Origin of the sequence: Candidatus Cyanaurora vandensis, from assembly GCF_013285555.1 — a bacterium.
In the GTDB taxonomy this organism is placed as follows: Bacteria; Cyanobacteriota; Cyanobacteriia; order Gloeobacterales; family Anthocerotibacteraceae; genus Cyanaurora; species Cyanaurora vandensis.
In genome coordinates this window covers 1-6,084 of sequence record NZ_JAAXLT010000064.1, presented here as the reverse complement: position 1 = coordinate 6,084, position 6,084 = coordinate 1, and the positions used below count along the sequence as shown (strand labels likewise).

Genomic DNA, 6,084 nt, shown 5'->3' with positions numbered 1-6,084 from the left:
GCCAGTAACCGCAAGGGAATCACCGCGCCTTTAGGACGGTGAGTATGTCAATGAGGCTTCTGTTAAGAGCCATCTGCTGCGAGTTTTTCATAAGCTTGATGTAGGGAGCCGGGTACAGATGATCGCTGAGGCCCGTCGGCGTGGGTATGTTCCTTTAGAACAACAAAGTTCATGACGACTCTGGCACTGAACCAGAAATTACGGTGCAGAGCTTCCCGACTGTTTAGCTAAGCACTTGAGTTTCATTTTTTTTAAAGGCTCAGCCGTCATTACCAGTAGTGATCTACCTTTTCGTATCGCCTCCAAAGTATAGAACCAGCCAACTTTCTCAAGGGGAATCTCCCCAGTTAAGGAGAGGGTGAATGGGTTACGTCCTTGAGGTTTAACTTGGACGACCAAGTATTTGTCCTTAGGGTCAGATTTTACAACTTGGCCTCGAATTAAAAACTGGTCAGGTTGCACATCGCACTTACGAACCGCCGTTAAATAAAAACTGAGCGCGTATTTGTGTTTCGCTTGGTCTCTACGGAAGGGTCTGGTTCGGGGGTAGACTGACCAGTCATAGCTTTGGCCTAGGTCCAAATTTTCATCTATCCCACCCCGACGGCGGCCTAAAGGATGGAGCTTCGCCTCGAACAACCCATCTGTAGTGAGTAAACAGCCCAGGGTTGGCTCGGTCAGGGAGGGTAGGAACCGACCATGCACAATGCCATTGGCCCGGTACTGCAAATGGTAATCCGGGGCGGCAAAGACCTCACTATTCAGAACTGAGTCCACCATGACTAGCCTGGTTACCTCTTCTATAGCCTAATCTATCGGCTGCCCTTCCTCATCCGTCAGCGGTGTCGTCAGGGGCATGTCTTGCTCATGATTTCTGAGCTTGAGAGGGTTGATCTGAAATTCGATGCTTACATTTTTCTTTCCAGGTAGTTCCTTTGCATCTAGAAGATAGCCCCCCGTTTTAAGTTGGTCTACAGTACGCCAAAAAATATCAGTGTTGCGGGTAGAGTTACTTCCCAAGAGGTCTAAATTCTTCAAAAGATAGTGCCGCGACACAACAAGGTATTGACCGTCTCGTAGAGCGTCCCACTTCATGCGACTTGCTAAGTAGACAATTAACTTGAGCCGATAGTCAGATTTTGTACCATTACCTAAGCTTTGTTTGATGCCGATAGAGTCTGCAAACAGAACATAGTCCCCGGTACGCCCTGGTCCTTCAAAAAATTCGAGATTGACTGTGTAGGCATCGGCTAGTTCGTAGGTATAGTCGGCGGCCTTCATGAGGTCAAAATCCCGTGGCACATTGTCAATCTGGTACCGTTTAATTCTTAAAATGCTTTTGACAACTACGTCTGCACCAACTTTGTTCCCCCGCTTGAGCGAACGGGCGAATACTAATTCAGTACGATGTAGAGCAACTAAATCCCGGTTGAGCTGGGAACGGAGCTTAGAGGGAAAGCCTCCATCTCGGGTCCGGCTATATCCTAAACTCGCTAATAGATCATTGGAGCGAAAGTACACTTCCGGCCCCGTACCTTGGTGAGCCGCTTCACGATAAAGAAATAAAACAATTCCCACTTGACGAGGATTCAAAAAGGTGAAAAGGGCCAAAAACATTCGCTGGATGCGGCGGTCCTTGATTTTTTCTAGGCCCTGCGCAATACCCTGCTCTGTGTAGGATTTAAGGTTTAACTGGTCATACTGGCACTTTAGCTCTGCCCATTCTTCAGCTTTGAGACTATCGAGGGGTATGCGTCGGGTAACAGCGATTTCAGTGGGGTCCAGAGGGTCTGCATCCACCCGCATCTCTAAGTACCGTCCGTCTTCGTCGGACCAAAGTACGGGGTCCTGAACATCGGGATTACGGAGAGGATCCAACGATGACGAAGCCACCACCTAATCCTTGCTCCACGTCCTGGAGGTCCACGGGGGCGGTGTCAGTCTTGCCAAAGACGACATAAGCTTAAGCCGGTTTCTGGGACAGTGCTCGGTTCTGCATCACGGGCACCGACCAAGAGGTCCGCCAGCCCATCACCATTGACATCCCCGGCAGAGCTCACGGCATCTCCCGAGCGGTCGTAGAAGTTAACTCCTTGAATGACGAAGCCCCCTAGCCCTTGCTCAATGTCTATGAGGTCAACCGTGGCAGTGTCGGTTTTACCAAAGACGACATAGCTCTGCCCGGCATAAGTACGCCCTTGGGCACGACACCTCTTGCTCCCACAATGAGGTCAGCGAGGCCATCGCCGTTAACATCGCCTGCCCCACTGACACTAGTGCCCGTGTTGTCATAGTTGTTGGATGTCCCAACCCCCGGCATCGCAAAGCCGCCAATGCCCGCTCTAATGTCAGCTAAGTCCACGGTGGCAGTATCGGTTTTGCCAAAGATGAGATACGCCTCGCCTGGGTTAAAGCGCCCGAGCGGATTAGCTTTAGGAGCACCGACAAGGATGTCATCTAGTCCATCGCCGTTGACATCGCCTGCATTGCTGATGGAGTTACCGGACAAGTCGCCATTCTCGACCCCGACAATGCCAAAGCCGAAGTTCGCGTTCACAGGTGGTAAGGACTGGGCTTGGACGGACGGAGTGGGGAGAGAGCAGAGGGCAGCAAGCAGCAGTAGGGGTAAGCCCGGTCGGAGGACCAGAGAAGAGATGGAGGAGAGGTTGGAGCGTGGGGTCATGGCAAGACCTACTAGGGGGTGGATGGTGGCAAGAGTGTTTGTATAGTGGTCCGAGACGGGACCCCTAAACGTATCTGTTGTGGAGCGTTTTCGCTTTCTTAACTAGATTAAGGGATGAGGAATTGGTAATTGACGGCAGAAAACCGCTTTTCGCCTGTCAGGTTCGTGAACTCGTATTGTCGTAAGAAGGGCAAGGCCAAAGTATTACCTGTCCCATCAACCTTAAAGCCATTGAGATAGCTTGGGGACTCAAGGCGTGGATTGCCCGGATACCGATTCTGGCTCCCCACCATCAGGTTATCGTCAATGCTTGCTCCCTCCTGGGTAAACCCAGTGTTAGTGCCATCAGGTGCGGCGTAATTGTTGACACTCTTCTGTATACACAAGACTTGGTCGGGCGTTTTCTGCTGATAAATGATGCGGACTTTGGCATCCAGGGCGGGGTCCTTTAAGGATATCTGGGGATACTCGTTGACGGTGTCGTTGGCACTAGTGAGGAAGCGATAGGGTTCCCAGGCACTATTCGCACCGTCCCCCTTGTAGCATAAGTAGACCAGCCTGCTGTTACGTCGGGTCACAAGGTGGATATTGCCCGCTTGGTCCACGGCAGTGGTGAAGTGGCTACCAAAGGGGTCGCCGGTGTCATTAAAGCTGGTAGTGGAGGTAAGGAGAGTTTCCGGGTCTGACCAGTGGGTCACAGCCTCCCCGTTCAGGTGGAAGGACCACTTCAGAGTGGATGGAGCACAAGAGAAATCAGTCCCCGAACCCGAGGGAGTTGGTACACAGGCCTCGTCAGTGTAGATAAGGCCCAGGCGGTCAGGGCAATAGAGCCGGAGGCAATCAGAGCGACGACCATCCACGCCAGGGTATTCAGATGACAGATATCACAGCAAGCTACCTGTTGACGCAACAACTGCCAGAGGGGAGAGTAAAGACGGGAGGTGCTGGACATTGGTTAATTGGATTGGTGGTACAAGAAGATTACCTCATGTCAAGGCTACCTCCCACCCTAATCTAGGCCCAGAGCGCCTTTTGTACACTTCTGTCAGTTAAGCAGCTGCTCAATGTTCTCTGAAAGCAAAGTACACGGCTCCAACGAGACAAAGCCCTGCCCAAAGGTAATCTAGTTTCATTTCTTCACGCATATAAAATATCGAAAACGGTACAAAAATGCCCAAGGTGATAACTTCTTGAAGAACCTTTAGCTGGGGCAAGCTCAAGGCAGTATGTCCAATCCGATTGGCGGGTACTTGAAATAGATACTCAAAGAAGGCGATTCCCCAACTCGCTAACACCGCAATAATCCACGGTGCAGTCGCACTATTTTTGAGATGACCGTACCAAGCAAAGGTCATAAACACATTGGCACAGACTAAGAGCAGCACGGTGGTGAACACTACAGGCACGAACGAACCTCGATTACTGGCTTTTTCTCAACATACAAGATTCAACCGATAGATGCACCCTAAGTGCATTTTTAGAGATACTTATCCAGCGAACTGTGCAATGGGACGATACATCACATCCTGCTTGACGACTGACGGGGTGACAAGAAGCGCGTAAGGCTTGCCAGGAAAGGGGTCTAGTCAATCTAGCTAAAAAAATGGAAGCGTAAATATTTATTATGAATAAAGCTAGCTTCTAAGCTGCTTCTTCATTCTCAGGCAACACTAACGCTAGCCATTTTGTACTGCCCCCTGTCGTGAACCCCGGTTTTGAGACAGGCAGTTAAGCAGTTTGTCGTTTCTACCTGGCCTTCGGCTACGGAGCCTATCAAACTCCGTTGGCAGTAGATACCCCAGTGCTGAATGTAACCGCTTTTGATGGTACACCTGCTCCAAGAAATGTTCTAGGGCAACTCAGGCTTCTTCCAGGTTTTCGTACTCATTGAGGTAGACCTCTTCATATTTCAGTGTTTTCATGACCTGCTCGGCACGAGCATCATCGAAGGGGTTGCCAGCGGTAGTAGTTGGCACGACTGAGCTTGAGGGTGCGGCCACCGACGCCGTGCCGGTGTCGGCTTGCTGCACCACCTGGGTGTACAGCAGCTCTTGGTATTGCTGCGCGTCGGGAGTGCCTTGGTCTCTAACCGCAGCAAGGCTTTTTTTAGAACAGAGTTCTCCATTGCCAACTGACCGACCATCCGCTCCAACTCAGCAATTCGGGCTCTTCGTCTTTGTAAATTTTGCCATTCCCTTGCAACGCTTGCTCAGCGTACTGCTGGTGCTGTTTTTGCCAATTGGCCATCATGGTGGGATGGATTTGGTGCTCGCGGGCCGCTTGGGCTGAGGTTTTGCCCGCTTCAAGCTCACGGACTACCTGGAGTGCTTGCCCCCTGTGGGAGTAAAGTCAGGGGTAAAGCTGCGACGTTGCAGAGACATGGCTTAAGCCTCCTATCGGCTAGGGAAGCTTAACTACCTGTCTCAATCAAGGGGGGCAGTACAGAGCATGACTTACTCATTATCGAATCACCTGCACATCCACAGACAGAGTGAGCGTTGCCCAAGCGCGATCGCCGGTCAAAACTGTAACCCCCAATCGCAGCCCCAAACTCAGACAGGCACGATCGCCCAGAGACAAACCAGCTTGCTGTGTTTGTTCCCACAATCGTCCCGCCATTTCCCCATCCTCCGACGTAAATGGCTCCACCATCAATCCCAGAGACTGTAAATCATCCAATATTCCCTCGACCTCAACTCCAGCCGCGATCGACTTTTGCACAACCTCTGCCCAATTCACACTCGACATCACCGACTCCGCCAACACCTCATCTACCACAGTGCCCCCCGGCTCATCCTGCAAATAAGCCAGCAATGCCGAAGCATCCAAGACAACAGTCATTCCTGCAATTCCCTTTTTGCAGCTTCACGCCGTTCTGCAATGAGTTCATCCACCAAACTGCGCTCCTTCGGCACTTGGGCAAACCGAGCCTTCAGCCGCTGCTTCACCATTGCCTGCTTTTCCAACACCAATCGCCCTGCTTCTTCACGGGCAACCAACGTATCGCCCTCCTCAAAACCCAGAATCTGCCGCAACGCGACCGGAATGACCAACCGACCTTGGCGACCTAAATGCACTTCCACCGATTTAGTCATACATCCTTTAACATGCCACGTCAAAGTTATTGTGCCACATATGTCTATCATATGGCATTTTCTTCTGCGGGTCTGCCAAACTAGAGCGAGAGGTAAGGGTCAAGCCCCCGGAGTTGGGGGCGATAGCTTTGCGGTAGCGCAAAGCTGCTCGGCGGTACCGCCGAGCTAGCATCAGAGTCCGAGGTCTGCGCGGGCAGCACGGCCCGCTTCTTGCAGTTGCTCGGGGGTCATCAAGGCGATGCGCTCATCAGCACGGCGTAGAGCTTCCTTAGCTCCAGGGACGCAGCGGTCTGGTACCAGACCGCT

At 51.7% G+C, this 6,084-nt stretch carries 9 protein-coding genes and 1 pseudogene; all 10 read right to left on the bottom strand.

The features are described from left to right. Nucleotides 1-198: 198 nt before the first annotated feature. The 10 genes and pseudogenes from HFM78_RS04190 to HFM78_RS04150 all read right to left on the bottom strand — a co-directional run bounded on the left by HFM78_RS04190 (nucleotide 199) and on the right by HFM78_RS04150 (nucleotide 5,778). On the bottom strand, nucleotides 199-780 hold the full coding sequence (locus HFM78_RS04190; protein ID WP_287128169.1) for a hypothetical protein: 582 nt from the start codon (nucleotides 778-780) through the stop codon (nucleotides 199-201). Between the two features lie 27 nt (nucleotides 781-807). Continuing rightward, nucleotides 808-1,896, bottom strand: a complete 1,089-nt coding sequence (locus tag HFM78_RS04185) for a hypothetical protein (RefSeq protein WP_396034882.1) — start codon at nucleotides 1,894-1,896, stop codon at nucleotides 808-810. A 41-nt stretch (nucleotides 1,897-1,937) separates the two neighbouring features. Further along, nucleotides 1,938-2,060, bottom strand: coding sequence for an FG-GAP repeat protein (locus HFM78_RS04180; protein ID WP_287128167.1), 123 nt, complete (start codon nucleotides 2,058-2,060; stop codon nucleotides 1,938-1,940). A 68-nt stretch (nucleotides 2,061-2,128) separates the two neighbouring features. Further along, nucleotides 2,129-2,683 carry an integrin alpha gene (locus HFM78_RS04175; protein WP_287128166.1) on the bottom strand — a complete coding sequence of 185 codons (555 nt, stop codon included), beginning with the start codon at nucleotides 2,681-2,683 and terminating at the stop codon, nucleotides 2,129-2,131. Between the two features lie 107 nt (nucleotides 2,684-2,790). Next, complete coding sequence (locus HFM78_RS04170; RefSeq protein WP_287128165.1) at nucleotides 2,791-3,381, bottom strand: hypothetical protein; 591 nt, start codon at nucleotides 3,379-3,381, stop codon at nucleotides 2,791-2,793. Nucleotides 3,382-3,744: 363 nt separating this feature from the next. Continuing rightward, on the bottom strand, nucleotides 3,745-4,089 hold the full coding sequence (locus tag HFM78_RS04165; RefSeq protein ID WP_287128164.1) for a DMT family protein: 345 nt from the start codon (nucleotides 4,087-4,089) through the stop codon (nucleotides 3,745-3,747). A gap of 453 nt (nucleotides 4,090-4,542) precedes the next feature. Then, nucleotides 4,543-4,713, bottom strand: coding sequence for a hypothetical protein (locus tag HFM78_RS04160; RefSeq protein ID WP_287128163.1), 171 nt, complete (start codon nucleotides 4,711-4,713; stop codon nucleotides 4,543-4,545). A gap of 76 nt (nucleotides 4,714-4,789) precedes the next feature. Next, nucleotides 4,790-5,002, bottom strand: a pseudogene (locus tag HFM78_RS16115) (transposase); the annotation flags it as partial. Nucleotides 5,003-5,143: 141 nt separating this feature from the next. After that, complete coding sequence (locus HFM78_RS04155; RefSeq protein ID WP_287128162.1) at nucleotides 5,144-5,524, bottom strand: type II toxin-antitoxin system VapC family toxin; 381 nt, start codon at nucleotides 5,522-5,524, stop codon at nucleotides 5,144-5,146. Beyond that, on the bottom strand, nucleotides 5,521-5,778 hold the full coding sequence (locus HFM78_RS04150; RefSeq protein WP_287128161.1) for an AbrB/MazE/SpoVT family DNA-binding domain-containing protein: 258 nt from the start codon (nucleotides 5,776-5,778) through the stop codon (nucleotides 5,521-5,523). Before HFM78_RS04150 ends, HFM78_RS04155 begins: the two co-directional genes overlap by 4 nt. Between the last annotated feature and the right edge of the window lie 306 nt (nucleotides 5,779-6,084).